This window comes from uncultured Desulfobulbus sp., assembly GCF_963662935.2.
Taxonomy (GTDB): domain Bacteria; phylum Desulfobacterota; class Desulfobulbia; order Desulfobulbales; family Desulfobulbaceae; genus Desulfobulbus.
The window spans coordinates 432,301-456,668 of record NZ_CAXXTL010000001.1; the positions used below are offsets into that span (position 1 = coordinate 432,301).

Here is a 24,368-nt window from a genome sequence, read left to right on the forward strand (position 1 = left end):
CAAGGTTTTAATCGCAAATCCGTGTGCTCTCTTCTCTCGCCTTAACGGCGTTTCCTCCTTTTTTTGTAACGATGAAGACATCTGCGTTCTATTTTACCCTGGGGCGTCCTTTCTCCCCGATGTACAGCTTTGCCATGCGTCTCAGAGAAAAATTGTATCGACGCGGCATGTTACGATCGTACCGGCTTGATGTACCTGTGGTCAGCGTAGGAAATTTGACCATGGGGGGAACCGGTAAAACCCCGATGGTGCAGTACCTTGCCCGCCAGCTGCAGAGTAACGGTTTCCACCCTGCCATCGTCAGCAGAGGGTACGGCGGCACGGCAAACGCCAAGGTAAATTTGGTGTCCGATGGCTCCACCCTGATGCTTGATGCTGAAACGGCCGGTGACGAACCGCGACTGCTTGCCGAGACTCTGCCTGGTGTGCCGGTGCTCACGGGCATCGTCCGTCGATTGCCCGCCCAGCGCGCTGTGGAGATGGGTGCTGATGTCCTTCTGCTAGACGACGGATTTCAACATCTGCAGATTATCCGCGACATCAATTTGGTGCTCTTTAGCACGGACCGTTTGGCCGGCAATTCACGGGTTTTTCCCGGGGGTGACCTGCGCGAGCCAGTGGCAGCCCTGCATCGGGCCACCCACTTCGTCATGACGGGGGTTCACGATGGAAACCGAGAACAGACAATACGGTTTAGCGATCTGCTGCAGACAAAATTTTCTCATATTCCCATCACCCAAACCGGATATCGAGTGGAGAGTCTGGTTGCACTTTCACCTGCCGGTATGATTGAACCGGTTGCAGGGGATCCTATTGGTCAGGAAAAATGTTTTGGATTCTGCGGTATTGCGCATCCCGAGTCCTTTTGGCAGGTCGTGAAAGGCTACCGGGTTGAGCTGGCCGATTTTCTTCCTCTGGATGATCATCAACGCTACTCGAAGGCACTTCTGGACAAGTTGATTGCCAAGGCTCAGCAATCTGGGGCCGGGTATTTGGTCACCACGGAGAAGGATTTGGTAAAACTGGCAACTCTAGTATCAAGCATCCCCATGCCCTTGTATGGCTTACGGATGCAAGTGGAGGCGGATGATCACTTTGTTCAGGATGTTTTAGGGAGAATACGCTCATGGCGCAAACAGTGTGAGTAAAGCAAAGTTTGTGACGCTGTGTTAAAAAATCAACATATTCAAAGTTTTTGATGAGTTGTGTTTTTTTTGCCACAAGTGTGGCGTCTGTCTTCTCTTTTTGTTTGTGGTGAAGAGGCGGTTTAAAATTTTGATTTAGTTTAATTTTTTTAATTTTTTTCGATTTGCACGAGTTGTTGGGCGGGTGGTTTGGAAATTGCATAATGATTATAAAATCTTAATTTGTTCGCATCCATCCCCCTTCACCTATCACGGGTTAGAATGGTACTTCCAATAGAGCCGCATCAATACACCACACAACGAATCGTCAGCTGTTGCGGTGTTGGTTTGCATACGGGCCGGACCGTCAATCTGACGATTCATCCTGCCCCGGCCAATACCGGCATCCAGTTTCTCCGTTCTGATTTAGCGGATCGGCCAATCATTCCCGCTCGGGTTGAACGTGTTATCGATACCACCTTGGCCACCACCATTAGTGATGGGCATCACAAAATATCCACCACCGAGCACCTGATGGCAGCACTGCGGGGTTTTGGCATTGACAATGCTGTGGTGGATCTTGATTCGCATGAAGTACCGATCATGGATGGCAGCGCTGGCCCATTTTGCCGGCTTCTCAAAACCGCCGGCCGCAGTCGCCAACAGGGACTCCGCAAAATTTTGCGGATTACCCGGCCGATCAGCCATGTGGACGGCAATAAATCGATCCGGATCGAACCCTATGACGGCTACAAGGTTTCAGCCCGCATCCAGTTTGACGATGCCCTGATCAGCGAACAGTGTTATTCGGTGGAAGTGACACCAGAACGTTTCGGCAAGGAAATCGCCTGTGCTCGCACCTTTGGGTTTGTTGAGCAGGTAGAACAACTCTGGCAGAACGGGCTGGCTTTGGGTGGAACCTTAGACAATGTTATTGCCATTCATTGGAATCGTCGATCCATCCTCAACGAGAATGGCTTGCGCTTTGACGATGAATTTATTCGCCACAAGGTGCTTGATGTTATTGGCGATATCGCCCTTCTTGGTTCACCGGTGATGGGTCATGTCATTGCTGATCGCTCTGGCCATGGCCTGCATCTCGAATTCATGAAGGCTGTTATCAACAATCCCCAATGCTGGGAATATGTTACTTTCAAAAAAAAAGGTGAGTCGTTGCTTCGTCAAGTAGTGCAATCCACTCAATCTTCCGGGCATCGTTTTGCTCCCTTTTTTGCGCCAGTGAATGAGGCCATCTCCTCCCAGCGTGTTTGTACGATGTAAAAAAGTAGCAGTTTTTATTACATTACGTTAACTCGTTATTGAGTGTTTTCATCTCGAAGATTGCAGGTCGAGAAAAACCGCCGGAGTGTCCCGGCGGTTTTTTTTTGCAATGCGTTTTCCCATTGAGAGGACAGCGGTTGTCGGCCACGCAGAAGATGCGTATAATGGGCCACTCTCACACATGTATTCCATCGCAAAATTCGCTCTGATAACAGGAGAAATATGCTCACACCCATAGATACGATTGGTTTCGTCGGTGGCGGTCAGATGGCCGAAGCCATGGTTCGTGGTATTCTGGCTGTCGGTTTGGCAGCTTCGGATAAGATTACCGTTGCCGAACCGAACGCGGCTCGGTGTGAATATCTGTCAAGCCAATACGGCGTGGTGTGTACTCAGGATGCGGCCACACTCTGCCGTGCCAGCGAAATTATCGTGCTGGCGATCAAGCCGCAACTGGCGGCAACGGTGCTCAATCAGTACCGTCCTTTTATCAGTGAGAAACACCTGGTTCTCTCGATCATGGCTGGTGTGACTCTGCGCACAATGGCCGATTTGTTGGCCGCGCCTGCCCGTTTGATTCGGATTATGCCTAATACCCCGTCCTTGGTGCTGGCCGGGGCCGCGGCATTCAGTCCAAATCAGCAGGCCACAGCCCGCGACCGGGAAATCGCCACCTCTCTTCTTGCCGCCGTCGGAACCTGCGTCGAAGTGCCGGAACACTTGCTGGATGCGGTCACCGGGTTGAGCGGCAGTGGTCCGGGCTATGTCTTCACCTTTATCGAGGCCATGATCGATGGCGGCGTTCTGGCTGGTCTGGCCCGCCCTGTGGCTGAACAACTCGTGTTGCAGACGGTTTATGGTTCGGCAAAGCTGGCTCTCGAGACCGGTGAAAACCCGGCAGTCCTCAAAGGCAAGGTGACCTCGCCCGGCGGCACAACCATTGCCGGTCTTCACGTTTTGGAGGGGGGAGGTTTCCGAGGCCTAGTCATGACAGCAGTCGAGGCGGCAACCGTACGTTCCAGGGAGTTGGGCGCATGAACATCAAGTATGCAGGCGTGATCACCCGCCCGGAAAGTCCGGAGGTGGAGCAGATCGGTCGGGAGATGGTTACTTGGTTTGGTGAGCGAAGTATCAAAGCAGAGTTGAACAGGATTGATCCGAATATGGATATTCTGGTCGTGCTCGGCGGTGATGGCACACTGCTTCATGTGGCCGAAGAGGCCAGCATGTTTCAGTTGCCGGTGCTGGGGGTGAATCTGGGAAATCTGGGTTTTCTCACCGAGGTTGCCGCCGATGAGCGGTACGAGGCTTTGGAAACGCTGCTAGTCGAGGATGAAGTCCGCATGGAAAAGCGGATCATGCTTTCCGCCGCCTTTGTGAATGGAGCAACAGGCAAAAAAAGTGATTCGGTACACGCCCTCAACGAAGTGGTGATCGTCAAGAAAAGCACCGAGGCCATGATCCGGCTCCGTTGTTGGGCGGATAAGGAATATGTCACCACCTATCGGGCCGATGGCCTGATCATGGCAACTCCCACCGGCTCGACCGCCTACAATCTTTCGGCCGGTGGCCCTGTTGTCCACGCCGAACTCGACGCCATCGTTGTTACCCCCATCTGCCCCTTCATGCTGGAATCGCGACCGGTTCTGCTTGGGTCTCAGCATAAGGTCACCACCCAGTTGCTGGCCCCTGCTGGTCAGGTCAAGGTCATTGTCGACGGGGAGTTGCAGTGGACCATTACCGAAAACGATTATCTCCTGGTGAAGAAGGCTTCAAAGCCGCTGCTGATTATCAGTTCGCCGTGGAAGAGCTATTTCAACATTTTGCGCAGCAAACTGAACTGGGGTGGGGCTTCTGTCGACATTCCCCTGCCGGAAAAGGTCTGCAAGCACTGTTAAACAGCTCTCCATCACCCTCTTCGGGGGATAGCTAACCGGCACCCGTTCCCCCTTTTCTCATCGTTTACGCCGCTGTAAGTTATATTTCTTCATCTTGTACTGCAAGAGGCTCTTGGTGATGCCCAGTTGTTCCGCAGCCCTGGCCTGGACATGGAAGTTGTCGTCCAGGGCTTTGCGTACCAATTTTTCCTCAATACCGTTTAACACCTCGGCCAGGCTTAAATGCTCCGGGATGAATTGATTGAGTTCCAGGCCGCTGCTCCACTCGTGGGCATTGGCCAGTTCCGTCGAATCGGGCTGCACATCCTCCGGTTCGATGCGATCGCCGTTACAGAGAATGGCGGCGCGTTCGATGGTATTTTCCAACTCCCGCACATTGCCTTCCCAAGGCAGGCTGACCAGCAAACGCAGAGCCTCCGGGGAAATATCCAGGTTTTTCCCCAGGTTCCGGCTGTTCTTTTCAATAAAATGGGTGACCAGCGCAGGGATGTCGTCCACCCGCTCACGCAGCGGTGAAAGATGAATATGGATGACATTGAGCCGGTAATAGAGGTCTTCCCGGAACTTCCCCTTGTCGACCTCATCCTTGAGGTCTTTGTTGGTCGCCGCCAGGATGCGGACATCGACATGCTGGGTGACCGAGCCGCCGACGCGTTCAAAGTTTTTTTCTTGCAGGACTCGCAGCAGCTTAGCCTGAAGTTGGGGCGGCATCTCGCCGATCTCGTCCAGGAAAAGGGTGCCGGTGTCCGCCAGTTCAAAGCGTCCTTTGCGCATGACCACCGCATCGGTGAAGGCGCCTTTTTCATGGCCGAACAGTTCACTTTCCAGCAGATGTTCGGAAAGGGCCGCACAGTTGACTGAAATAAACGGCGCTTCCTTGCGGGGACTGAGGTTGTGGATGGCCCGGGCGACCAATTCCTTACCCGTTCCCGATTCACCGGTGATCAAGACCGAGGAGGGAGTGGGCGCCACCTTTTCAATCAGTTGGTAGACCGCTCGCATTGAGGGACTCTTGCCGATCATACCGCCAAATCCGGAGCGCGGCGTTGCCTCGGCTCGCAATCGGCGGATCTCACGGATCAGGCCGTAATGCTCGATGGCTTTGGTAGCGCTGGCCAACAATTGCTGGTTGGAAAAGGGCTTGGCTAGGTAGGTGAAGGCCCCGAGTCGCATGGCCTCGACCGCCTTTTCCACCTCGGCATAGGCGGTGATCAGGATAACCGGAAGCTCCCGGTTGTACTCCTTGATTTTGGCCAGAAACTCGATGCCGTCCATGCCCGGCATCTTCATGTCGGAGAGCACCAGATCCAGATCGGTGCTGAGGACAATGGGCAACCCAGCCAGGCCACTGTCGGCGGTAAAGACCTCGTAGCCCTCGTCTTTGAGCAGTTCAGCCAGGACAATCTGATAGTTGGGTTCGTCATCGACAATGAGAATGGTGTGCATGGCGGCTCGAAACTGGGAGAAGGTTATGGTTGGCGTCTGTTGAGACGGGCTGTGAGTTCGTCGAGAAGGGAACACGGTGGGCAAAATCCCATAGCTTTGCCGGCAAGGCGATGAGCAGGCCTGGTCATGCCGTGGAAATCGCTGCCACCGGTGACCAGCAGGTTTTGTTCGTGGGCCAGTGCCTTCAGTTTTTTCTTGGTTTTGCGGGTATGCGTGGGGTAATGGATTTCCAGACCATCGAGCCCGCGCAGAACCAGTTCGCGGATCAGCAATGGTTGCACCCGCATCTCCGGGTCCAACTGGGCAGGGTGGGCCAGGACCGCCAGGCCACCAGCTTGGTGAATCATGTCGATAGTTTCAGCAGCGGAGTAGCTGAACCGGCTCTCCCAGGCGGGGCGGTTCCGGCCGAGATACTGACGAAAGGCGCCATCAAAGCTGTCGACCACTCCTTTGGCCATCAAAAGCCGGGCAATATGCGGTCGGCCGGTTTGGCCGCAGCATGAAATCTCCTGGACTTCCTCGGCGGTGATCTCAACCCCCAACGCTTGCAATTTGTGCAGGATGATGTCGTTGCGTTTTTTTCGTCCTTCCTGGAGCGGCTGGAGCCAGCTGTGCAGGACCTGATCCGTGTGATCAATGCCGTAGCCGAGAATGTGTAAGGTGTACTGCCGCAGGGTGGTGCTGATTTCCACTCCGGACACGACGACGAGCCCTGCCTGTTCGCCTAACCTCCTGACCTCTTCTACCCCCTCGACAGTGTCGTGATCGGTAAGCGACAGACCTTTCAGGCCGTTACTGAGGGCTAGTCCGACAAGCTCCTCCGGGGTGGACGTGCCGTCGGAGTAGATGGAATGGGTATGAAGGTCGATACACATACAAACAGAACCGGTTGTCCAGCAAAAAAAGGGGTGGAACCAGGAGAAAAATCAGCCACAATATACTGCTTCAATGTACTCATGGCCTTGGTTTTGTGCAATAACCAAATGAAATCGCCAGGAAAAGTGGAGCTTGTCAACAACGGGAGCCGTTCTTATTGTGGGGGAAACACTTTCCAAGGAGAGGCTCATGCCAGGACGACAAATGCGGATCGATGAATACCGGATTGAAGAAGAACCTTATTATTTGATCACCGGTGACGAGTTGGCCATCGCTGAAGCTGCCTTTCACGATGGTTCGCCGCTGTTGCTCAAGGGACCCACCGGCTGCGGCAAGACCCGGTTCATGCAGTATCTAGCGTGGCGGCTGCAGCGGCCGCTGGTCACCGTCTCCTGTCACGATGATCTCTCCACCTCCGATCTGGTCGGCCGTTATTTGATTCGCGCCGGTGAAGCGGTCTGGACCGACGGCCCGCTGACCATGGCAGTCCGGGCCGGAGCAATCTGCTATCTCGACGAGATCGTCGAGGCGCGCAAAGACACTACCGTCGTCATTCATCCCCTGGCTGATGACCGGAGGCAACTGCCCATCGAAAAACGTGGTGAACTGCTGACCGCACCCCCTGAGTTCATGCTTGCGGTCTCCTATAACCCCGGGTACCAGAGTGTATTGAAGGACCTGAAGGCTTCGACCCGGCAGCGTTTTATTGCCCTGTCCTTTGACTACCCAACCCCAGACAAGGAGATTGAGATCGTCTGTAAGGAAGGACGATTAGGTCTTGAGATCGCCAAACCGTTGGTCAAGCTAGCCGGTATGACCAGAGGCCTCAAGGATTCAGGTTTGGCCGAGGGGGCTTCCACCCGTCTGCTCATCCAGACCGGCAAGCTGATCGGCCGGGGCATTCCGGTGAAGACAGCCTGCCGCGCTGCTATCAGCGAGGCCCTCACCGATGATCGGGAATTGCTGGCTGCCCTCGATGAAATGGTCAGTTCGCTCTTCTGAACGCCCATGGACCTGGAGATCCTGAAAGCCAAATTTTACCAACTGGTCTCTCCCAGTCTGCCCAACGAATGGGATGTGGAGGAGGCACTCACTCCGCTGGCCACGGACGAGGCGGAACACGTTGATGATATATTTGCCCAGATTCCGGCGATCTGGCCTGTTTCGCATTCGCTCTGTTTTGCTTATCTTTCCGCCGCCGGACCCGCGCTCTGTTGTCTGGCCCTGGATGAGTTGTCACTCTGGGTGCATACCTTGCTCGACCGGTATGAAACCGGGGGGTTACGCGGCGCCCAGTTGTTCATGGAAGATGTTGAGCAACAGTTTGCCCGCCATCTTCGCGGGCAGGGTGGCCTGCGCCTTCTTGACGTCCGGTCCCGGTTGCAGCCCTATGTGAACGGTTTGGCAGGCAGGGAATTGCCCCTGGTAGCCGCTGACGCCGCTTCGACTGATTCGGAATCGATTTATCTTCCCAGTGAAATCGGGTTGTTCACTGAGCATGAGGAAAATTTCCTTCTTTATAAGCTGATGGTCTCTTTTCAATGGGCCAGCCTCCAGGCCGGAACCTTTGTCGCCCCTCGGTATCTTCCGTTGCGCAAAAAAGGGGCACATCCGCTTGATTGCTTTTTCTCCGAGTTCAGTGTTCCCGCCAATGCCCGTTGTCTCTATCATTTCTTTGAAACCGTGCGGGTGCTCGCTTTTTTGCGCATTGAGCTCCCTGGCCTTATGCGGCAAGCCGCGCCTCTTTTGCCACGGTTACTGTTCTCCCCCGACAATTCCAACAGGCCTAATTTGCTCGATCGTTTGCAACAGGGCCTACTGCACTACAAGCGGCCGGCTCCGGGTGAATCCCAATTGGATGACCAGGCCTTCGCCTTGCTGCACCAGTGCCAGGAACCGGGAGCGGACAACGAGGTCAGCCTGGAGGCCGTCCGCACTCTGATGCCCTTGCTCGACTCCGAGGTCAACTTTTCCCTGACCAAGCCGTTCATTTTTCAGGGAACGCTCCGGCTCCAGGAGATGCGCAATCTGGGGATGAAGCAACATGCGGACAAGGAATTGCGGTTGATTAAAACCATGAGCGCGCAACTGCCTCCGGTTGCCAAAAAGGCGAATGGCGAAGAGAGCAATCCAAACGGTGCGGGCGGCAAACAGGGACAGGATATCGCCTTGATCATGGATGCGGAAAGTGCGCATGAACAGTTGCCTCCATTTTTGCAATCTCAAATGATTGAGAACAGTGAAGCACTCATTGATTCAAAAATGCAAAACCAGGAACGACACGGCCAAAACTCCCTTGCCGAACACACCATCAGTGCCACCGAGGGCAAAGCCGGGCAACTCTTTAATACGTCCCGTCAGGCAAACCCTGGAGAAGGGAAGGAAGCTGTAGAACCGGTGGTGTATGATGAGTGGGATTACCGCCGTAAAGGATTTCGTAAAAACTGGTGTGTGGTCACTGAAAGAGAAATCCCACCTGTGCAGAACTCGTTCATCGCCCAGACTCTGCAACAGTACCGGGGCCAGATACGCCGCCTGCGTCATCAGTTCGAGCTTCTCCAGACCAGTGAGCGTTTTGTTCGCCGGCAACGGGAGGGCAACGATATCGACCTCGACGCCATGATCGAATCGTTAGCCGATAATTATGCGGGACGTCCGCCCTCGGACCGACTGTTCATACGCCTGGCCCGCGACCAGCGCGATATAGCCGTCTATTTTCTGGTCGACATGTCCAATTCCACCGCCGGTTGGGTCGGGCAGTCGATCAAAGAGGCGCTGGTCCTGATCTGCGAGGCCATGGAGGTGCTCAATGATCGCTACGGTATTTACGGCTTTTCAGGGATGCGACGGTTGCGTTGCGAGGTCTTTCCGGTAAAACGGATGGACGAACGCTACACCCAGGCGGTGCGCCAGCGGATTAGCGCCATCGGTCCCCGTGAATACACGCGCATGGCTCCGGCCATCCGCCACATGACCTCGCTCTTTGCCCAGGTTGAGGCCAAAATCCGGCTCTTAATCGTCCTCTCGGACGGTAAGCCCGAGGACTACGACGACTACAAGGGCGACTATGCCATCGAGGACACCCGCCACGCTCTCCTGGAAGCCAAGGCCAAAGGGGTGCACCCTTTTTGCATCACCATCGATCGTCAAGCCCACGAATACATGGCCCATATGTACGGCGAGGTGAACTATATCTTTATCGACAAAGTCAATCAACTGCCCTCTCGGATGTCGGAAATTTACCGAACCCTCACCAGTTGACTGCCGACAACGGCGCGGATTTTTGTCCCTGCAGCGCGCTCAACACCACCCTATCCCCTGATTTTTGCTTGAATACTTTTTCACCGTGCTGTTTAACGATGAGATCAACGCTTTCAACACCAGAACCTAACATCAGGTGGCTTCATGCAATGGCTGAGCGGTCTTCTCATAATTTTTTTATTTCTGATCGGGACTTGCGGGGCACAGACCGGGGAAAGAGATGAGGTGGCCCTGCGCCTCAGGGCACAGGCGTATCGTGCCTATTACGGCAAGGGACAACCCGTTAACTATGCGCGTGCTCTCGAACTGTACCGGCTTGCGGCCGAGCGCGGCGATGCCGAATCTCAGTTTGTCACTGGCGGCATGCTCTATCAGGGGCAAGGGACGGATCCGGATAAACGAGGCGGCTTCAAATGGCTGCTCAAAGCAGCGGAGCAGGGTAAAATCTCGCCCGAATCGCTCACCATTATCGGCGCTATGTATTTGCGCGGCAGCGCAGTCCCGCAAAATTATCTGGAGGCGAAAAAGTGGCTGAGTGAGGCCGCACAGCAGGGCAATCTGGCCGCTCAGAATGATTTGGCCTATCTCTACTACAACGGACTGGGCGGCGAGCGCGATTACCCAAAAGCCTTGCAGTTGTACGAGAAGGCCGCGCTCCAGGGCGACCCGATGGCCCAAGCCAATACCGGTTTAATGTACGCCACTGGCACTGGTACCGATACGGATAAGGCCAAGGGCTATGCCTGGTATTCCCTGGCGGCCAGCCGTGGCAATACTGTTGCCGCGATCAACCGCAATAACCTCATGGCCGACATGTCCTGGGAAGAATTAAACCGGGCTCAGGCCATTTCTGTTGATCTGTACCGTCAGGTGGAAAAACTGGCTGAGCCGAAATCGATTGTGCCGGAACTCCAAGAGTAGAGGTCACGGTGTTTCTTCGTCGTCTTGTTCCCGTAGCAGGGCAATAATCTCTTCGACGCTTTCGCAGGCGTAGATTGCATGCCGGAGGCGGGCCGCTCCGGTCAGACCGGTGAGGAACTTGGCGGTATGATTTTTCACCTTGAACAACACCTTAGCCACAGGCAGAAACTGATGGGCCAGTTGCAGATAGCGCTCAATAGCAGGGAGCCGTCCGCTGAGACTGGTTGGCCTGCCCGCCGGTGAAAAGAGCCAGGGGTTGCCGAGCGCTCCCCGACCCGCCATTATCCCATCGCATCCGGTTGCCGCCATCATCGCCATCCCTTCTGCATAGGTGAGAACGTCGCCGTTGCCGATCACCGGGATCGACACCGCCGCCTTCACTGCTTTGATCACCTGCCAATCAGCTTTGCCGCCAAAATTCTGAATCCAGGTGCGGGCGTGAATGGTCACGGCAGAAGCTCCGGCTGCTTCGGCCATGGCGGCAAACTCAGGGGCATTGATGGTCGCCTCGGTCCAGCCGCTGCGAAATTTGACGGTTACCGGCAGCGATGTCCGGGCGCAAACCGTTTTGATAATGGCCTCAGCCCGTTGCGGGTCTTTCATTAAAGCCGCACCGCAGCCTTTTTTGATCACCTTGCGCACAGGACAGCCCATGTTGATGTCGATCAGGTCCACCGGCAGGGAGGAAACGATGGTTGCTGCCTTACCCATAAGTTCAGGATCGCTGCCAAAGAGCTGGACAGCAAAAGGCCGCTCTTCGGCAACGGTCCGCAGCAGTTCGCAGGTATTCTTCTGATCGTATGCCAGGCCATGACAACTGATCATTTCGGAAAAGCAGAGTGCGGCTCCGTACTCCCGGCAGAGCAGGCGAAAGGGCAGGTCGGTATAACCGGCAAGTGGCGCCAGAACCAGTCCTGATTGGAGACGCAGGGGGCCGATGGTGAAAGGCGGGATAACAGGCAAGCGAGCTGGATCCATTGTTTAACAGAAAAAAGAAAGAAAAAAGGCACTCCAGAAAATTCTGCAGTGCCTGGTAAACATAATGTCAAAAAAGATCACTTGGCTGGTTGCGCCTGCATTTGCTGCTTTCTGATTTTATTGAGGGCGCCGAGATAAATGTCCTCTGACAGATCGTCGATGATTTTGGCCAGGGCCTCGTCATCTGCGGCGCTGGTGGCCGTTTTGACCGTGTAATCAGCGGTGTAGAGTTTATTGGGAACCTCCCAAAGTATCTTGCCGGAGTTGTTGTCCTTCAGTATGTAGCGGACATATAGATTGACCTGGGTTCCCGTGGCGTTGGAGATATTTTCCCAGGAAACACTGGGGAGATCAATGGACAAAATTTCACCCGCCAAGACCAGGTCCGCCCCACTTTTCTCTTTGGTCAGATTGACTGCCTCTGATTTTTGAAACCAATGGGACAGGGACTGGTAAATTTTCATGTCAAGCCCCAGTTTGTTGGTTCGGTTCTGCCAGGTCGGCATGTAAATACTCCGGTGCGGGCCTTCGTACACATGGGGGAAATAGTAGCCGCATCCGCCTAAGACGAGCATGCACAGCAGCACGAGTCCCCATCCATATCTTCTGGTTTTCAGCATAGTGCTCCTTGTTCAGGCCAATGACCGGATTCGGTCAGTTTTTCGAAGGCAGTCAAAAAAAGTGATCGATTACAAAACGATATTAACAAGTTTTTTTTGCACAACAATGATTTTCCGCGGTTGCTTGTCCGCCAGTAGCTTGGATATTTTCTCTTCGCTTAAGGCCATCCGCTCCAAGGATTGATCGTCGATGTCAGGCGGCACCTGCAGCTTGGAGCGCACCTTGCCGTTGATCTGAATGACGATAGTTATTTCATCATCCTTGGCTGCTTCCACATTATATTGCGGCCACACAGCGTTATTGAGCTGGTTGGGGTGACCGGAGATCTGCCACAGTTCCTCGCAGAAATGGGGGACCATGGGGAACAGGAGGGTGAGGATCGTTTCCAGGGTATCACGTTGCACCGCCGGATCAATTTGCTCGTCGGCAACTGTCGTGGCCAGGTTGACCAATTCCATAACACCGGAGATGGCGGTGTTAAAATGAAAATTGCTTTCAATGTTCTCGGTTACCCGCCGGATGGCCTGATGGGTTTTCCGGTGGAGGATCCGAGAAGGCTCGTTTAAGGCAGTGAGATCAACGATTGCGGTTTGACCAAAACAGGTAAGATTATGGATAACCAACCGGTAAACGCGGTTCAGAAATCGTGAAGCCCCATCCACGCCTTGGGCGTTCCATTCAAGATCCCGCTCCGGCGGTGCGGCAAACAGGGAAAAGAGACGCACCGTATCGGCTCCGTATTGCTCGATCAGCTCACTGGGATCAACCACGTTCCCCTTGGATTTGGACATCTTGGCGCCATCCTTGATTACCATGCCCTGGGTCAACAGATTGGTAAAGGGTTCATTCACCGTGAGGTAACCAAGATCGCGCAGCATCTTAGTGAAGAAACGGGCGTAGAGCAGATGGAGAATGGCGTGTTCAACCCCACCAATATACTGATCGACCGGCAGCCAATAGGCGGCAGCCTCCATGTCGATGGGGGCGGTATCGAGACCGGGGTTAGTATAGCGGGCAAAATACCAGGATGATTCAACAAAGGTGTCGAGGGTGTCGGTCTCGCGCCGCGCTGGTTTGCCGCAGCTCGGGCAGGTTACGGCTATGAAGTCTTCCTGCTGATGCAGGGGGCTGTGACGTCCCTTGGAGTCTTCGGTTCCTGGCAACAGGATGGGCAGCTCGGATTCTGGCACGGGCACGATGCCGCAACTCTCACAATGGATCACCGGGATGGGCGCACCCCAGTAGCGCTGGCGGGAAATACCCCAATCGCGCAGGCGATAGGTGATATGGGGACGACCACACCGCTCTCTCTGTGCATGGGCAATGATTGCCTGCTGCGCCTCAATGGAATCAAGCCCGGTGAAAGAACCCGAGGCAACCAGGACACCGGGGCCTTCCGCTGCTTCGGTCATGGCAACCGCATCCAGGGCTTCTCCCTCGGGTTGCACCACCACCCGGATCGGCAGGCTGTACTTGCAGGCGAATTCGAAATCGCGCTGATCATGGGCGGGAACGGCCATTACCGCGCCAGTTCCATATTCCATAAGCACGAAATTGGCGGCAAAAATCGGCACCCGCTCACCGGTGAAAGGATTGATGCAGTAGCTGCCGGTGAATACACCCTGCTTTTCCATCTCTTGGTCAAGGCTAGCCCGTTGCTTGGCAAGGATGGTTTCTTGCACAAAAAGGTTGACCTGCTGTTCCTCCGGCTTTCCTTTGGTTAATGCTTTGAGTAGGGGATGCTCGACAGCGAGCGACATGAAGGTCACCCCAAAAATGGTGTCTGGCCGGGTGGTAAAGATGGTAATCGTCTGGTCACTGCCTTCGACCTTGAAATCGCAGGCAAGGCCAGTGCTTTTGCCGATCCAGTTGCGCTGCATGGTTACCACTTTTTCCGGCCAGCCAGTCAGACTGTCGAGATCAGCAAGCAGTTCTTCGGCATAGTCGGTGATCTTGAAAAACCAGCCGTACATGGTTTTGGGCAACACTGGTTGATCGCAACGCCAGCAGGCGCCGTCGATGACCTGCTCGCGGGCAAGGACAGTCTGGCAGTCGTCACACCAGTTGACCGTGGTTTCCTTGCGGTAGATCAGGCCATGCTCCAGCATCTTGAGAAAGAGCACCTGCTCCCAACGATAATAGTCAGGATTGCAAGTGGCTAATTCCCGGTCCCAATCGTAGCTCAGGCCCATGGCTTTGAGCTGACCGCGCATGTAATCAATGTTGTCGTATGTCCAGGAGGCGGGGTGGATGCCGCGTTTCATCGCAGCGTTTTCGGCCGGCAAGCCAAATGCATCCCAACCCATGGGGTGGAGAACGTTGAAACCCTGCATCCGTTTATAGCGGGCGATGACGTCGCCAATGGAATAGTTGCGCACATGGCCCATATGAATCCGGCCGGATGGATAAGGAAACATTTCAAGAACGTAGTACTTCGGTCGTCCTGGCTGATGGCTGACCTTATTGGTCTTTTCCTCTTCCCAGTGCTGCTGCCATCGCTGTTCGATGACTTTGAAGTCGTACTTGTCGTTGGTTGGCATGATCGATTGTGCTGTGGGTTGCATGGTGGTCAAATGGAAAACTGTTTAGTTGAAATCAATTTCAGAGCCCTGTTCCGGCTGATAGTGTGAGGTGGACAGGCGACTCGTGTAATTTTCGAAGGTGGTGTATTCACCAAGAAAGGTCAATTTGATCACGCCGGTTGGACCGTTGCGCTGTTTGCCGATAATAATTTCTGCTAGGCCCCGGTTTGGATTATCCTCGGCCCGATTGTAGACCTCGTCACGGTAGATGAACATAATGACGTCGGCATCCTGTTCGATGGCCCCTGATTCACGCAAGTCGGAGAGTTGTGGTCGTTTATCGGTGCGATTTTCCAAACCTCGGTTGAGCTGAGAGAGAGCAAGGACAGGGACGTTCAGTTCTTTGGCCATGGCTTTGAGCGATCGGGAGATTTCGGAGATCTCCTGGGCTCGGTTCTCGGAGTTGTTTTTACCTTGCATCAACTGAAGATAGTCGACGACAATCAAACCAAGGTCATGTTCGGATTTCAAGCGTCTGGCCTTCGCCCGCATTTCCAAGACAGTCAGGCCAGCGGTGTCGTCGATATAGATAGGGGCGTCGGCGAGCATGCCGGTGGCGCGGGTCAGTTTTGGCCAGTCGTTTTCATTGAGTTTGCCGGTACGGATGCGTTGGGAATCAATTCGACCCAACGAGCAGAGCATGCGGAGGGCTAGGGATTCGGTGGACATTTCCAGACTGAAGACAGCAACCGCGACTTTGCCAATCAGGGCGGCGTGCTGAACGATGTTCATGGCCAACGCCGTTTTTCCCATCGACGGTCGTGCGGCCAGGATGACCATTTCAGCGGGTTGCAGACCAGCGGTCATTCTGTCGAGTTCATCGTAGCCGGTGGCCACCCCGGTAATATGCTCTTGCCGGTCGAACAGTTTGGTGATTCGGTCAAAGGCGCGCGGGACCACAATGGCCATGGGCTGAAACCCCTGGCCATTGTTTGAATGCGCAATCTCAAAGATTGTTTTTTCCGCCAGGTCGACCAGCGATTCGATATCATCCTGGGCGTCGTAGCAGCGAGCCGTCACTTCTGTTGTGGTTTGAATCAAACGGCGAAGAACCGATTTTTTACGGATAATCTGGGCGTGGTGGACCAAGGTGCCGGTGAAGGGGATAATGTCGGTTAAGGAAGCCAAATAAGATGCCCCACCGATATTCTCCAGTTTGTTCTGATCGTTGAGTAGCCCGGTTACCGTGATCAGATCGTGAGGCTCGCGCTTTTCAAAGAGGATGAGCATGGCGGCGAAAATGGTCTTGTGGGCGTCACGATAAAAATCTTCCGGCACCAACAGCTCGACAATTTTCAGTAAGGCCTTGTCTTGAAGAAGTATGGCCCCCAGAACCGCCTGTTCTGCCTCTACATTCTGAGGTGGAAGCATTTTGTTTGAGATGGAGCTGATAGGGGGAAAGGAGTGCTGCATATGTCTGCTGAGTGGCGAAAAAGAAGACGATTATTTTTTCCGTCGCAACTATACCTTCACCGATGGGGAATGGCACGTTGAAAATGAAAGTGCCTTTTCTGTAAGCAGAAAAGGCACTTGAACCCGCTCATTTTTGCTGAAGCGGAGGGTTGCACGGCATTTTTAAAAGAGGTTGGGCTCTCTTGTTAAGGCTGTCGGACCCGACGGTTGCATGAGGTGTGCAACCTGCTGAATTTACTTTTTATTGCACATAGGTTTCCGGAACAACCTGGATCTGAACATAACCTGCTGTTTGGTACCCAGTCTTCACTGTAATCTTGTACTCGCCGATTCTTTTTATCTGCTCGGGAAGGACAATAGATTTTTTATCAACCGTCACCCCAGCTTCTTGCAAGGCGATGGCAATGTCGTTGTTGGTTACCGAACCGAACAGACGGCTCTCGTCGCCCACCCGCTTTTTAATAGTAATAACCTTGCCATCAAGCTGGGCGGCTAACCCTTCGGCTTTTTTCTTCTGCTCGGCTAACCGAGCGGCTATGGCTTGTTTCTCTTTCTCAAGACGGGCCAGAGATGCCTTGCTGACCAGCACTGCTTTTTGTTGGGGGATGAGGAAATTGCGTGCGTAGCCAGGTTTTACTTTGACGACTTCACCTTCCTGGCCCAGAGTTTCAATAGTTTCTTTCAAGATAATTTCCATTGATCAGACCCTCTTTCTGTATCTATTGTATCAGTTGTTGAATATAAACTGTCAAAGCAAAGCAAATCACAAATAGGATGCCTGCTCGCATTTCATTGTTGTTCGGTTCTCTCTCGCAAGTTGAACCAGATATCGCTTAACCCCAGAACGGCAAGAAGGATCAAGCCGTAACTTTGGATAATGAACATAACGTACAATATCACCCTGACAAATAACGGGACCCTCCAACGTTCTAACAGGGAAATGAATACGGCCAACCCTTGAAAGAAATAGACCAAGCCGGCGATCATTAACAGCCAGCCACCCACTTCCTGTAAAAAACCTTGGCCAACCAAGATGATGACAATGCCTGTAATGGGCATCCACACCAGTTGCTCGGGGAGTTTCCAGATGGCGAAACGGTCCCAAGGTGCAAAACCGGTCAATCGCCCTGTCAGGCTATTGGCAAGAACCATGTTGACCCAGACCGTGATGATAACCATGGACATCAGTAAGCCGGGAAGCATCTTGGGCACAGTTTCCCGCATAACAGTGGTCACCATCGTCAGGTTCAGCACTATTTCCGGGGACAATCCTGCTTCCTTGGCGCTGTACAACTCCAAGGTTTGCTGAAATCCAAGATCAAGAACCGTCAGCAGGTGACTGTAGGGATTGATGCCGGCGGTTGCACCGTATATTCCCCAGAAAAATAGCCACGTCAAGCTGAGGGCGGCAAGCCCTTTAAAGCCGCTCATTGCCGCCGATTCTTTGGCAGATGCGCTTTTAAACAGCGTGAACCCCAAAGGAATTACTGTCAGCGAAAAAAGAAAAATCTCCAGTCGCTGCATCAGGAGCGCGCCTAGCCCCGCCATAAGAAGGCTGAGGAAAATCAGTTTTTTTCCTGTACCGTATCCGTTGATGATCAAAAGATAAAACACAGGAACAGCCAACAGTCCATTCAACCATCCAAAAAGGGATGGACTCAGCGCTGGTATAAAGAAAAGAACACTGAGTAGGAAAATTTGGCCGGGTGGAACGGAAAACTCTTTCCACCCGAACCCGAAATTAATCATTCTTAAAGGGGAAACGTTAAAACTGGGTGGATCCCATGTACGGTAGCAGGGCCAACTGACGGGCCCGTTTAACCGCTTCGGTCAACTGGCGCTGATGCTTGGCACACGTCCCGTAAATTCGTCTTGGAATAATTTTACCCCGTTCGGTAACAAAATTTTTCAGATTTTTTGCATCCTTGTAATCGATGACAATATCCTTGTCGGTACAAAAACGGCAAACGCGGCGACGCGAAAATACTTTTTTGGGTTGAGACATTTGGCTGCTCCTCTATGCTTCTCTAATATAACCTTGACGGTTGTTTATTCTTCGGTGGCTTCGTCTTCCAGCGCCTCGCCTTCAAACTCGTCGCCTTCCGCATCCTCGGATTGTGCTTTGGCGCGGGCGGCCGCTTTTTCTTCAATGCGTTGTTTTTCGGCTTCAATAGCCTCCGCATTCATGGAATCGCCAAGTTTAACGGTCAAGTACCGGAGAGCTCTGTCGTCGATCCTGAATATACGTTCGATTTCGTCAACCGTCTTGCCGGGAGCAGCATAGTTCATGTAGACATAACAGCCTTGAATTTCCTTGTTGATCTCGTACGCCATCCGTTTGACGCCCAAGCGGTCAAGGCAGATGATCGCGCCGCCGTCATTGGTGACAATGGCATTGGTGCGGTCAATGATTTCGGTGAATTGTTCTTCACCCAGGTTTGGGCGCAGAATGTACGTGGTTTCGTAATGACGCATGATTCCTCCTCGTGGTCAAAGTGGCCCTCGCTTCTTTCCTGGCGGTGAGAGCGAGAAGGTTATTGTGAATAAGCTGGATACAATAGTAAAAAGTAAGAGGAAATGTCAAGGGAAAAGCTAGTTACGGGAGAGGAGGGGAGGGAAGTTATTTTTCTTGCGCCTTGATCCGTTGCCACTGTTCTTGCAATTCCTCTGCATCAACAAGGCGTACGTTACCAAAGACATGGGGATGACGTCTGATCATTTTGGCAATAATCCCTTCAATCACATCGTCGGAGGTGAAGTGATTGTGCTCAGTAAACATGGTAATCAACATGGCGAGGATAAAGAAAACATCGCCAATTTCTTCGCAGATTTCCTTTTCGCTGCCCTTATCAATTGCCTCCGCCAGTTCGTGGCATTCCTCCAAGAGATATTTTTTTAAAGAAGTCGGCGTTTGTTTGATATCCCAGGGGCATCCATTCTCGCCGCGAAGGGTAGTTATAACCTGCTCAAGGCGGGTAAAGGCGATGGCGGCTTCCTTTTTCAGCGATTGATCCATGTAGTTTTAGCGGGATTCAAGAAGCTGCAACGCCTGCTCGAGTCGAATGTATTCATCCAGACGGGAATCGCTAAGAATTGCTTCCAGTTTGTCAAACATTACCTGCTGGTTACTGTTGATTATCTCCAGATCCTGAATGGTCTGGGCAGCTGAGCTTTCGGTGACGTCCATCGCTTCCCTGAGGTCGCCGGCGTTTTTCATGAGGGCTTTGACTTCCGATATTTTTTCCAGGCGAAGAAAAAGTTCGTCGAAATTAACTGGTTTTTCTAGGTAATCGACCGCTCCTTTTTTCATGGCATCGACGGCAGTGTCAACGGAGGAGTGGGCGGTGATAACAATCACCTCAATGTCGACGCTCTTTTCCTTGGCTATTTTCAACAACTCGATACCACCGATATCGCCAGGCATCACCAGGTCGGTTATAACGACGTCAAAGGAGGTGGTGTCGAGCAGCCTCGCCGCTTGAGCACCGTCCGACGCCACCGTCACCTCGTACCCTTCTTTAGTGAGTCGTTTTTCAAAAAGTTTTCGGATGACCGGATCGTCATCGGCAACAAGGATAGTCATTGTGTTCATAGATACACCATTGATCGTTTGAGGAACTCTCTCGTCTGTGCTTATTTCAATTGGTAGAAAATGGATCGAAGATGCCGCTTGGGTATGAATCGAGGGCAAATCCCGGTGAGCGATTCGGTGGAGCCAATGATCAGGTATCCATCAGGCTCAAGGACATCAGCAATTTTATTGAAGAGTTTTTTTCTGTCTTCCAAAGTGAAATAGATGGCGACGTTTCGGCAAAGCACAATATCAAACTTGCCCAGACCGGAGAAGGGGGTCATCAGATTGAACTTGCGGAAGTTGACCATGGCCCGGATTTGATCGTTGATTTTCCAGGTTTGGCCGGCCATGGAAAAATACTTGGTCAGTTTGTCCCGGGCAAGGCCGCGTTCTATTTCAAATTTGTTGAATTTACCGCTACTGGCTTGGGCAACCGCCGCGTCGGAGATATCTGTACCCAGGAGTTTAACTGCATATTTCGACATATCCCCCAGAAGTTCCTGAAGCACGATCGCTACAGAATAGAGTTCCTGGCCAGTTGAACTAGCGGCACTCCAAATTTTCAGATTGGTTTTCAGCTGTGGGGTTTTGGAAGAACGGGCATCGATCAGCTCGGGAAAGATCTTATGCTGAAGGAGCTGAAATGGGCCAGTGTCACGGAAAAAAAGAGTTTCGTTGGTCGATATGGCGTCTATAATTTTCCGCTCGATCGCCTTGGATGGGTCCGCTTTAGCTTTTCTCAGAAAATCCTGAAAATTGGAGGCGCCCTGTTCTTCGGCTACGGCGTTCAACCGAGTCTCCAGGAGATATTTCTTACTCTCATCCAGATATATTCCCGAAATTTCGTAAATATATTTAGTGATGAGTTTGATCTCTTCAGAGGATATTTTTAGCATGAGGCCCGTCGTTTGCAGGAATCCGTTATTTCACCGACTTCACGATTTCAGCGGCGATCTTATCCAAAGGTGTCACCACATCAGTCAAGCCGAGTTCAGCCGGGGCCTTGGGCATGCCATACACAACGCAACTTTCCTCATTTTGCCCAATGATCAACGCTCCCTTTTGTTTGAGAATGTGCAGTCCCTTGGTACCGTCTGAACCCATGCCGGTCATGATCACTGCCGTTGTTCGCCCGACGTAATAATCCGCCACCGAGCGAAACAGATAATCGGCAGACGGCCTGCAGGAGTTCTCGGGGGGATCATTGGTGATCTTGATCAGCCGGTTGGTGCCGTCCGCCGAGGCGACCAGCTTCATCTGTTTACCACCGGGTGCAATATATGCAACATTTGCTTGCAAGGCTTCCCCGTCTTGCGCCTCCTTCACCGTCAGGGCACACTTGGCATTGAGGCTGTTCGCTAAGGATTTAGTGAAAACCGGTGGCATATGCTGGACAATGACAACTGGCACACCGAGGTCACCGGGAAGCATAGGCATCATCCGGGCCAAGGCGTTGGGACCGCCAGTGGAAATGCCAATGGTGACGATCTCCGATTTACCTTGGCGCCGAGAGGAGGCGATAATCGGAGAAACGGTTCTTGCGCCGGTCGCCGCCGTAGTAGTGGACGAGCCGGACTGGGGACGCACACCGACAGCTCCCATACCCGTCTTGCGGGCGGTGATACCACTTCGCCCACCTGCCTGCATAGAGCCAATGGTGGTCCGGCCGGTCTGAAAGGCCTTGATCAGAGGGGTTAATAGGGTGCGGAGGTGTTGTTTGCTCTCGTTGATGTTAGTGGTGTTGGGTTTGAGGATGAAATCATAGGCCCCTAGTTCGAGTGCCCGCATGGTCATGTCGCCGCCTTCAGAGGTCAGGGTGGAAACCATGATGGCTGAAATCTGCGGAGCATGTTGCTGGAGGTACTGAAGAACCTCGATACCGTTCATTTCCGGCATTTCGATATCGAGAGTGAGGAGGTCCGGCTTGAGAGTCTGAATTTTTGAAACAGCTATTTTTCCATTATGGGCGACGCCGACCACCTCGACACCATGCATTTCCGCAAGAATATCGCTGACCGCTTTGCGGTATACAATGGTGTCGTCGACTACTAATACTTTAATTTTTTTTCCTAACATGAACAAGGGATGGTCAAAGAAATGAAAAGTTTAGCCTCGACGGCAAGGTTATCGCTCAAGCCCACGACTCAAATTATCCGATTCGATTTTGAGGACTTCTTTTATGTCGAGAATACCGATGAGTTTGTTTTCGGTTTTATAGACGCCGATAAAGAACGACCCCTGAATGCCGCTCATGTTGGCGGGAGCAGGTTCGATTTTATCCGGATCAGCCATGACCACATCACTGATTTTTGTGACCAGCAAACCAACATGCTCTCCCGGAGCATTGATAATGATATTGCGGGATTCATTGCTTATTTCAACGTTTCCCAGGCCTAGTTTCTGGCCTAGATCGATGATGGTCACAATCTGGCCACGAAGGTTAAGAATGCCGACCATATAATCCGGTGCTTGGGGCACCTTGGTCATTTCCATGAGTTTATTGATTTCCTGGACTTTAAGGATGTCCATGCCGCAGAGGGCGTTGCCGACATAAAAAGTGGCCAGTTCGATGATATTTTTTGTGAGTTGGCTCGGTTCAGACATATGGTTCTCCCGCTTGCTTTATGCGAATTGTCCGGAATTGCAGTTCCTGTTCGTTATTTCAGACCTTGAAATGCTGCACCAGGTCTTTTAATTGTTCGGCCATCTTGGTGAGTTCGACAACATTTGTCTTCATTGTGATGCTTCCATGCGAGATCGAATCGGCGGATTGACTAACCTCGGCTATTTCCTGGGCCACGGAATTTGAAACCGTGGAAACCTGGGCAACATTGACAGTAACCTCCTGGATGCCGATGGATGCCTGACTTATATTCTCCGCTATTTCGTTGGTCGTTGCCGACTGTTCGTCGACGGCGGTGACAATTGAACTGACGATGGCATTGACCTCGCCTATGACCTGGGTGATCTGCTGGATCTGTTTCACCGTTGCTTCGGTGGAATCTTGAATGGAGTCTATTCGTTTTTTTATTTCCCCCGTCGCGCTGGCCGTTTGTTTGGCCAATTCCTTGATCTCGTTGGCCACAACGGCAAACCCTTTTCCCGCCTCTCCGGCCCGCGCCGCTTCAATGGTTGCATTAAGCGCCAGCAGGTTGGTTTGTTCAGAAATTTCGGTGATCGCTTCAGTGACCTTCCCGATTTCTATGGCGGCGCGACCCAGTTCATCGACTTTCTCGGATGCAGAACTGGCCTCTTGGACGGCCATTTTTGTGATTTCTTGCGCTTTTTCCGTTGATTTCACAATGCCGCTAATGGTTGAGGTCATCTCTTCAGTTGCTGTTGAGACCAGGGCAATGTTCGTTGCGGCTTGCTCGGTCGCCGCGGCGACTGTTGACATGTTGGCACTCATTTCCTCGGCAGCTGCAGCCACTGAAATGGTCCTTGATGCGGTGTCACCGGCCACTGCAGAAAATTCATCGGCCGAAATGCCGAGCTTGCCGGACGAAGTGAACAGGGTATCGCCGGCACCCGTTATCTCCTTGACCATACCGTTGAGTTTTCCGGTCATATTGCTTAATTGGGTGACCATATTGCCAATTTCATCATTGCTTCGGGCTTCAAGTTTGCCTCTCAGGTCACCGCCGGCAATTTTGTCAATGAAGCTATTGACCTCTTTTAACGGTTTGACGATACCGGACTGAATCAGATAGATACAGATAATGGCAATAAGTGAGAGTGTACCTGTAACCGACAACACAACATGCCAACGGGCCTTGGCTATGGCATTATTTGCTTCTTCCAGTGAACTAATTATTTCAAAGGCGCCATGTATTTCTCCTTCGCGCCATCCCTCTTTGGTTCCGCCGGTGACATCCTTACCTCCAACCGGATCGCCGTGGCAGTAGAGGCATTCGGCGGTGAGCCGAACGGGTTTGAAATAGCGTATCTGATCTTGTTCAATGATGATTTTTTCCGTCAGATTCTTGCTGGTCATTTCGAGCAGGACATCTTTTTCCAGATCGGTCGGCGTGTTGGCTGGATTTCTCGGCATGACCTTGGGGGCTCGAAAGGTGTAGCCGGATTCCTTGGCCTTGGCTGCAGCGACCTGCATGGCGGTAACAACCGGCACTGCCTCCAGGATATTGGAGGCATTCAACTGGTCAAAGGGTTTAAGGACTCCACTTTGCAATTTTTTTGCCATTTGATCGCGCGTCGCCTCGGCCATCATAACGATGCCCGCACTTTTCGAGATAATGGCTTTTTCAGCTCCGGAGCGGATATCGTTAATCCGTTGCCAGGAGAGAAAAACAGCAATCACAAGAGGCCCGAGCAGAACTAGCAGGAGTATTTTCCATTTGATGCTGATACCGGATAATTTCATAGAATTTTTTCC

At 52.6% G+C, this 24,368-nt stretch carries 24 protein-coding genes; 7 read left to right on the forward strand and 17 right to left on the reverse strand.

Annotation, left to right across the window (positions count from 1 at the left end; genetic code table 11):
- The first annotated feature begins 71 nt into the window (after nt 1–71).
- From lpxK to ACHZCX_RS01890, 4 genes are all read left to right on the forward strand, one after another.
- Complete coding sequence (gene lpxK, locus ACHZCX_RS01875; protein ID WP_319585543.1) at nt 72–1,148, forward strand: tetraacyldisaccharide 4'-kinase; 1,077 nt, start codon at nt 72–74, stop codon at nt 1,146–1,148.
- A 258-nt stretch (nt 1,149–1,406) separates the two neighbouring features.
- Nucleotides 1,407–2,405, forward strand: coding sequence for a UDP-3-O-acyl-N-acetylglucosamine deacetylase (gene lpxC, locus ACHZCX_RS01880; RefSeq protein WP_319585544.1), 999 nt, complete (start codon nt 1,407–1,409; stop codon nt 2,403–2,405).
- Nucleotides 2,406–2,627: 222 nt separating this feature from the next.
- Nucleotides 2,628–3,443: a pyrroline-5-carboxylate reductase gene (gene proC, locus ACHZCX_RS01885; protein WP_319585545.1), complete on the forward strand. Its 816-nt coding sequence runs from the start codon at nt 2,628–2,630 to the stop codon at nt 3,441–3,443.
- Nucleotides 3,440–4,303 (forward strand): NAD(+)/NADH kinase, encoded by an 864-nt coding sequence (locus ACHZCX_RS01890; protein ID WP_319585546.1) that lies wholly within the window; start codon nt 3,440–3,442, stop codon nt 4,301–4,303. The genes proC and ACHZCX_RS01890 overlap by 4 nt, the downstream gene beginning before the upstream one ends.
- Before the next feature lie 57 nt (nt 4,304–4,360).
- Here ACHZCX_RS01890 and ACHZCX_RS01895 read toward each other — a convergent pair whose 3' ends face one another.
- Nucleotides 4,361–5,749 carry a sigma-54 dependent transcriptional regulator gene (locus ACHZCX_RS01895; protein ID WP_319585547.1) on the reverse strand — a complete coding sequence of 463 codons (1,389 nt, stop codon included), beginning with the start codon at nt 5,747–5,749 and terminating at the stop codon, nt 4,361–4,363.
- A gap of 23 nt (nt 5,750–5,772) precedes the next feature.
- Nucleotides 5,773–6,624, reverse strand: coding sequence for a PHP domain-containing protein (locus tag ACHZCX_RS01900; protein ID WP_319585548.1), 852 nt, complete (start codon nt 6,622–6,624; stop codon nt 5,773–5,775).
- A gap of 190 nt (nt 6,625–6,814) precedes the next feature.
- On the opposite strand from ACHZCX_RS01900, the gene ACHZCX_RS01905 reads away from it, so the two are divergent.
- Together ACHZCX_RS01905 and ACHZCX_RS01910 are read left to right on the forward strand one after the other, a co-directional pair.
- Nucleotides 6,815–7,627 carry a CbbQ/NirQ/NorQ/GpvN family protein gene (locus tag ACHZCX_RS01905; RefSeq protein ID WP_319585549.1) on the forward strand — a complete coding sequence of 271 codons (813 nt, stop codon included), beginning with the start codon at nt 6,815–6,817 and terminating at the stop codon, nt 7,625–7,627.
- Nucleotides 7,628–7,633: 6 nt separating this feature from the next.
- Nucleotides 7,634–9,886, forward strand: coding sequence for a VWA domain-containing protein (locus ACHZCX_RS01910; RefSeq protein ID WP_319585550.1), 2,253 nt, complete (start codon nt 7,634–7,636; stop codon nt 9,884–9,886).
- Here ACHZCX_RS01910 and ACHZCX_RS01915 read toward each other — a convergent pair.
- Nucleotides 9,876–10,019 carry a hypothetical protein gene (locus tag ACHZCX_RS01915; RefSeq protein ID WP_319585551.1) on the reverse strand — a complete coding sequence of 48 codons (144 nt, stop codon included), beginning with the start codon at nt 10,017–10,019 and terminating at the stop codon, nt 9,876–9,878. The genes ACHZCX_RS01910 and ACHZCX_RS01915 overlap by 11 nt on opposite strands.
- A 92-nt stretch (nt 10,020–10,111) precedes the next feature.
- Between ACHZCX_RS01915 and ACHZCX_RS01920 the strand changes: the two genes are divergently transcribed.
- Nucleotides 10,112–10,807, forward strand: coding sequence for a tetratricopeptide repeat protein (locus tag ACHZCX_RS01920; protein ID WP_319585552.1), 696 nt, complete (start codon nt 10,112–10,114; stop codon nt 10,805–10,807).
- A gap of 3 nt (nt 10,808–10,810) precedes the next feature.
- Here the strand turns inward: ACHZCX_RS01920 and dusB are convergent, their stop codons facing one another.
- From dusB to ACHZCX_RS01990, 14 genes are all read right to left on the reverse strand, one after another.
- Nucleotides 10,811–11,785 (reverse strand): tRNA dihydrouridine synthase DusB, encoded by a 975-nt coding sequence (gene dusB, locus ACHZCX_RS01925; protein WP_319585553.1) that lies wholly within the window; start codon nt 11,783–11,785, stop codon nt 10,811–10,813.
- Nucleotides 11,786–11,862: 77 nt separating this feature from the next.
- Nucleotides 11,863–12,405 carry an LPS assembly lipoprotein LptE gene (gene lptE, locus ACHZCX_RS01930; RefSeq protein ID WP_319585554.1) on the reverse strand — a complete coding sequence of 181 codons (543 nt, stop codon included), beginning with the start codon at nt 12,403–12,405 and terminating at the stop codon, nt 11,863–11,865.
- Nucleotides 12,406–12,474: 69 nt separating this feature from the next.
- A complete protein-coding gene (leuS, locus tag ACHZCX_RS01935; RefSeq protein WP_319585555.1) occupies nt 12,475–14,946 on the reverse strand; it encodes a leucine--tRNA ligase in 2,472 nt (823 codons plus the stop codon).
- 45 nt (nt 14,947–14,991) lie between these two features.
- Nucleotides 14,992–16,359 carry a replicative DNA helicase gene (gene dnaB / locus ACHZCX_RS01940; protein ID WP_319585556.1) on the reverse strand — a complete coding sequence of 456 codons (1,368 nt, stop codon included), beginning with the start codon at nt 16,357–16,359 and terminating at the stop codon, nt 14,992–14,994.
- 283 nt (nt 16,360–16,642) lie between these two features.
- Nucleotides 16,643–17,098 (reverse strand): 50S ribosomal protein L9, encoded by a 456-nt coding sequence (gene rplI, locus ACHZCX_RS01945; protein ID WP_319585557.1) that lies wholly within the window; start codon nt 17,096–17,098, stop codon nt 16,643–16,645.
- A gap of 92 nt (nt 17,099–17,190) precedes the next feature.
- Entirely contained in the window at nt 17,191–18,150 is a 960-nt protein-coding gene (locus ACHZCX_RS01950) for a DUF2232 domain-containing protein (RefSeq protein WP_319585558.1), read from the reverse strand.
- Between the two features lie 16 nt (nt 18,151–18,166).
- Nucleotides 18,167–18,406 (reverse strand): 30S ribosomal protein S18, encoded by a 240-nt coding sequence (gene rpsR, locus ACHZCX_RS01955; protein ID WP_319585559.1) that lies wholly within the window; start codon nt 18,404–18,406, stop codon nt 18,167–18,169.
- A gap of 44 nt (nt 18,407–18,450) precedes the next feature.
- Entirely contained in the window at nt 18,451–18,876 is a 426-nt protein-coding gene (gene rpsF, locus ACHZCX_RS01960) for a 30S ribosomal protein S6 (protein ID WP_319585560.1), read from the reverse strand.
- A 145-nt stretch (nt 18,877–19,021) separates the two neighbouring features.
- A complete protein-coding gene (locus tag ACHZCX_RS01965; RefSeq protein ID WP_319585561.1) occupies nt 19,022–19,417 on the reverse strand; it encodes a MazG nucleotide pyrophosphohydrolase domain-containing protein in 396 nt (131 codons plus the stop codon).
- A 6-nt stretch (nt 19,418–19,423) separates the two neighbouring features.
- Nucleotides 19,424–19,993, reverse strand: coding sequence for a response regulator (locus ACHZCX_RS01970; RefSeq protein ID WP_319585562.1), 570 nt, complete (start codon nt 19,991–19,993; stop codon nt 19,424–19,426).
- Nucleotides 19,994–20,034: 41 nt separating this feature from the next.
- Nucleotides 20,035–20,871 (reverse strand): protein-glutamate O-methyltransferase CheR, encoded by an 837-nt coding sequence (locus ACHZCX_RS01975; RefSeq protein WP_319585563.1) that lies wholly within the window; start codon nt 20,869–20,871, stop codon nt 20,035–20,037.
- Between the two features lie 25 nt (nt 20,872–20,896).
- Nucleotides 20,897–22,051, reverse strand: coding sequence for a chemotaxis response regulator protein-glutamate methylesterase (locus ACHZCX_RS01980; protein ID WP_319585564.1), 1,155 nt, complete (start codon nt 22,049–22,051; stop codon nt 20,897–20,899).
- Nucleotides 22,052–22,099: 48 nt separating this feature from the next.
- The gene (locus ACHZCX_RS01985; RefSeq protein WP_319585565.1) at nt 22,100–22,579 is read right to left on the reverse strand and encodes a chemotaxis protein CheW; all 480 of its coding nucleotides are present in this window, start codon (nt 22,577–22,579) and stop codon (nt 22,100–22,102) included.
- Between the two features lie 58 nt (nt 22,580–22,637).
- Nucleotides 22,638–24,356 (reverse strand): methyl-accepting chemotaxis protein, encoded by a 1,719-nt coding sequence (locus tag ACHZCX_RS01990; RefSeq protein ID WP_319585566.1) that lies wholly within the window; start codon nt 24,354–24,356, stop codon nt 22,638–22,640.
- Between the last annotated feature and the right edge of the window lie 12 nt (nt 24,357–24,368).

Coding starts and splice junctions, on each gene's coding strand:
- lpxK (WP_319585543.1), top strand. CDS start 72: ATGAAGACATCTGCGTTCTATTTTACCCTGGGGCGTCCTTTCTCCCCG.
- lpxC (WP_319585544.1), top strand. CDS start 1,407: ATGGTACTTCCAATAGAGCCGCATCAATACACCACACAACGAATCGTC.
- proC (WP_319585545.1), top strand. CDS start 2,628: ATGCTCACACCCATAGATACGATTGGTTTCGTCGGTGGCGGTCAGATG.
- ACHZCX_RS01890 (WP_319585546.1), top strand. CDS start 3,440: ATGAACATCAAGTATGCAGGCGTGATCACCCGCCCGGAAAGTCCGGAG.
- ACHZCX_RS01895 (WP_319585547.1), bottom strand. CDS start 5,749: ATGCACACCATTCTCATTGTCGATGACGAACCCAACTATCAGATTGTC.
- ACHZCX_RS01900 (WP_319585548.1), bottom strand. CDS start 6,624: ATGTGTATCGACCTTCATACCCATTCCATCTACTCCGACGGCACGTCC.
- ACHZCX_RS01905 (WP_319585549.1), top strand. CDS start 6,815: ATGCCAGGACGACAAATGCGGATCGATGAATACCGGATTGAAGAAGAA.
- ACHZCX_RS01910 (WP_319585550.1), top strand. CDS start 7,634: ATGGACCTGGAGATCCTGAAAGCCAAATTTTACCAACTGGTCTCTCCC.
- ACHZCX_RS01915 (WP_319585551.1), bottom strand. CDS start 10,019: ATGTTAGGTTCTGGTGTTGAAAGCGTTGATCTCATCGTTAAACAGCAC.
- dusB (WP_319585553.1), bottom strand. CDS start 11,785: ATGGATCCAGCTCGCTTGCCTGTTATCCCGCCTTTCACCATCGGCCCC.
- lptE (WP_319585554.1), bottom strand. CDS start 12,405: ATGCTGAAAACCAGAAGATATGGATGGGGACTCGTGCTGCTGTGCATG.
- leuS (WP_319585555.1), bottom strand. CDS start 14,946: ATGCCAACCAACGACAAGTACGACTTCAAAGTCATCGAACAGCGATGG.
- dnaB (WP_319585556.1), bottom strand. CDS start 16,359: ATGCTTCCACCTCAGAATGTAGAGGCAGAACAGGCGGTTCTGGGGGCC.
- rplI (WP_319585557.1), bottom strand. CDS start 17,098: ATGGAAATTATCTTGAAAGAAACTATTGAAACTCTGGGCCAGGAAGGT.
- ACHZCX_RS01950 (WP_319585558.1), bottom strand. CDS start 18,150: ATGATTAATTTCGGGTTCGGGTGGAAAGAGTTTTCCGTTCCACCCGGC.
- rpsR (WP_319585559.1), bottom strand. CDS start 18,406: ATGTCTCAACCCAAAAAAGTATTTTCGCGTCGCCGCGTTTGCCGTTTT.
- rpsF (WP_319585560.1), bottom strand. CDS start 18,876: ATGCGTCATTACGAAACCACGTACATTCTGCGCCCAAACCTGGGTGAA.
- ACHZCX_RS01965 (WP_319585561.1), bottom strand. CDS start 19,417: ATGGATCAATCGCTGAAAAAGGAAGCCGCCATCGCCTTTACCCGCCTT.
- ACHZCX_RS01970 (WP_319585562.1), bottom strand. CDS start 19,993: ATGAACACAATGACTATCCTTGTTGCCGATGACGATCCGGTCATCCGA.
- ACHZCX_RS01975 (WP_319585563.1), bottom strand. CDS start 20,871: ATGCTAAAAATATCCTCTGAAGAGATCAAACTCATCACTAAATATATT.
- ACHZCX_RS01980 (WP_319585564.1), bottom strand. CDS start 22,051: ATGTTAGGAAAAAAAATTAAAGTATTAGTAGTCGACGACACCATTGTA.
- ACHZCX_RS01985 (WP_319585565.1), bottom strand. CDS start 22,579: ATGTCTGAACCGAGCCAACTCACAAAAAATATCATCGAACTGGCCACT.
- ACHZCX_RS01990 (WP_319585566.1), bottom strand. CDS start 24,356: ATGAAATTATCCGGTATCAGCATCAAATGGAAAATACTCCTGCTAGTT.